The 2586-nt window shown below is 54.7% G+C and carries 2 protein-coding genes and 1 pseudogene; all 3 read right to left on the reverse strand.

Translation table 11 applies throughout. The features are described from left to right. Nucleotides 1–332 precede the first annotated feature (332 nt). On the reverse strand, nucleotides 333–1277 hold the full coding sequence (locus tag VE954_RS00645; RefSeq protein WP_324948580.1) for a sulfite exporter TauE/SafE family protein: 945 nt from the start codon (nucleotides 1275–1277) through the stop codon (nucleotides 333–335). A gap of 2 nt (nucleotides 1278–1279) precedes the next feature. Beyond that, the gene (locus tag VE954_RS00650) at nucleotides 1280–1657 is read right to left on the reverse strand and encodes a hypothetical protein (RefSeq protein ID WP_324948582.1); all 378 of its coding nucleotides are present in this window, start codon (nucleotides 1655–1657) and stop codon (nucleotides 1280–1282) included. Between the two features lie 122 nt (nucleotides 1658–1779). Continuing rightward, nucleotides 1780–2586, reverse strand: a pseudogene (locus tag VE954_RS00655) (hypothetical protein); the annotation flags it as partial.

The raw sequence follows: 2586 nt of genomic DNA on the forward strand, positions 1-2586 counted from the left end.
TTCCACCGGGGCCCGGTTGAGCTTCTGCAGCGGAATTTGCGAATTCTCTAATCGGTGCTGCTTCCTTTGAGGAGACCGTTGCTGAACGCCTGGGTCGCGAGACCAACTTAAAGCGTGAAAAAATCAAAACAAAAACAGACTATTTCCTCAGGGTTTGAGCTGGGGGAACCCTGCATTTGATTCTTGATGGTCTCGTAAATCAAAGCTTTGATGCGAGGGAGATCCTGCTTCGCTACACTATCGATCCAGGTGTAATGAAGCTCGTCCTTGTTAGTCAAAGCCACTTTAAAGTTAGGCAGGGAAGGCAGGCGCTGCTTTGTTTTGCGCTCGGATCAAGCCGGTGGTTTGAGACGGGGTTTAAGGATTTTGAACAGGGCCATGATGATGAGCACAAGACCGCTTCCAAACAGCACCACATGAGCGGCCGTATCCCAATGAAAGCGTTTCAACAGCATGGACGCGAGGGCAGCAAAGATGAGCACAACAAAGAGCAGCTGCAGGCTGTCATTCCGCGAACGATGCGCAATCGATGCTCCTGCCTGTGCACCGGCAATGGCGCCGACCATGAGTAAAAGTGCGATCGGAATATTGGAGAGTCCGGCAGCTCCATAGGCAATGGCCCCATAGGCACTCGATAAAAATACAGTGGCCAGTGAGGTCCCGACGGCCTCCTTGATGCTGCAGCCACCCAAAAAGACAAAGGCAGGAATATAAAAGAATCCGCCTCCCAGTCCGGTCAACGCAGACAGAATACCGACGAGAAAACCAACCACGACCGGTGCCAGCAAAGGGATCGCATGAGGATGCCCGCGCATGGTCAAGGCCGGACCGCGTGTCCACCAGCCCTGCATGGGTCGCGCGGCTTCCCCGGAATGCTTGCCCCGGAGTTTACGCAGCATGGATAAACCGAGGTAAGTCATCAGCCCCATATAGAGCCAACTGAGACCCTCGTCCGCATTCACGTCCTTGGCCCAAGCACTCATTACAATGCGGCCGACATGCATGCCGAGGATACCAGGAACACCAAAGATCAAGGCCAGGGGCAGCGATACATTTTTATTGCGGAGATGTTTGAACGAACCGGAGAGAGAAGCCCCGACCATTTGCGTCAGGGTTGTGGCCACCGCCACGGGCATGGACAATCCCAGGACGTGCAGAGCCGGCGTCATGAGCACGCCGCCACCCACACCCAAAAGCCCGCTTAATACACCAATAGCCAGTCCGAGAAGGACCAGCCATGTCGGTGCAATCGGCAGTGCGGAGACCCACTCGCTCAATATTAGGCTTTCTTGCCATCGAGCAGTGACATCAGCTTGGCGCGCATTTCGGGATTACCGAGAGCGGCATGCAGCTTATATTCAAACGGAGTCAGCTCTTCAATCTTTGCATCCCACCATTCCTGGGGAACCGTAGCCAGAGCTTCCGTTACGATGTCGCTGAGCTCAACGCCTTTGACGCCACGATCTTTCAGAGCCGTCTGAAATTGAGCCAATGCATTGTTATCGTCTTCAACCAGGGTCAGGCGGATTTTCTTGCTGCCAGCGGCCTGCGCACCTGCGCGGGTATCCGAAGATTCAGCGGCATCGTCCTGGGCAGCAGCGGCGGCTGCGGCTTTGCCTTTTTTTCCCGATTCCTTTTCCTGAGCTACTTCCGTCATAGTCTAATGACTCCCTTACAACAAATTCTTCAGAGCCCACGTACTTTATAACAAAACGCGGAAAATACCAGTCCTGGGTTTTTTACCATACGAATTTACAGATGACCAGATGGGATGCCCGATTATTTGGCAAAAATTTTCAACTCGCGACTGCTCACCCGTTCGCCGGAAGCATTCAGTCGGATGAGTGTCACCTGTGTGAGTGAAGGCATCAGCAAGGGGTTGGTGCTCATAAAGAAGGCGCGGTCCGGATGTCGACCCACCGCCTGCAGGGGCAGCCAGGAGGCCGGGTTACCCTCGCAAGTGGCCCGAGCGCCCAGGCAAAGGGCCATGGCATCAGCAGCCGGTGCAGACGCCAGGACATGCACGGCATTATCCTCAGGTCCAGCATCCAGCAGTGCCAGATGAAGATCGGGGGCAGTCGGTTCCAGGGCAACAGGTTGATCCTCGCAATGTTCCGCTGCCGTCAGCCCATGCCGCGCAAAGACCGCATTGATCAGGCAGTGATTGGGGCCTGGTGTGGCAGGGTTACTGTCATTGTCATCCACGCGCAGGACGGCGGCATAACTTTCCAAATAGGAGTCGACTGCAAGCAGATGGCGAAAAAACAGCCGACCCGCGATATGGGCCCCGCGATGCGGGCCATAACGATCTATCAAAAGCTGCCGAAGTTCCCAAAACGTGCTGGAAATGATACCACCCTCATGATGCATGGGGCCGATATCATCCGGATAGACCCGCGCCTCAGTAAGGGTGCGAATGGGCCTTGGATCATCAAAGACAAAATAAGGCGCTATTGCCGGATCATCGTTGTAAAACGCAGCCACGACATCCGCCATGCCTTCTGAAAACGCAGGATCGCGTATTCCAGGATTGCGACCCACATGATCATCGAGGGCGTGACCCCATTCGTGGTAAATCACATCATT

Origin of the sequence: Oligoflexus sp., from assembly GCF_035638955.1 — a bacterium.
Lineage (GTDB): Bacteria > Bdellovibrionota_B > Oligoflexia > Oligoflexales > Oligoflexaceae > Oligoflexus.

What these genes read in the sequence shown, in the direction of transcription:
- VE954_RS00650 (WP_324948582.1), bottom strand. Translation starts at nt 1,657, where the DNA reads ATGACGGAAGTAGCTCAGGAAAAGGAATCGGGAAAAAAAGGCAAAGCC.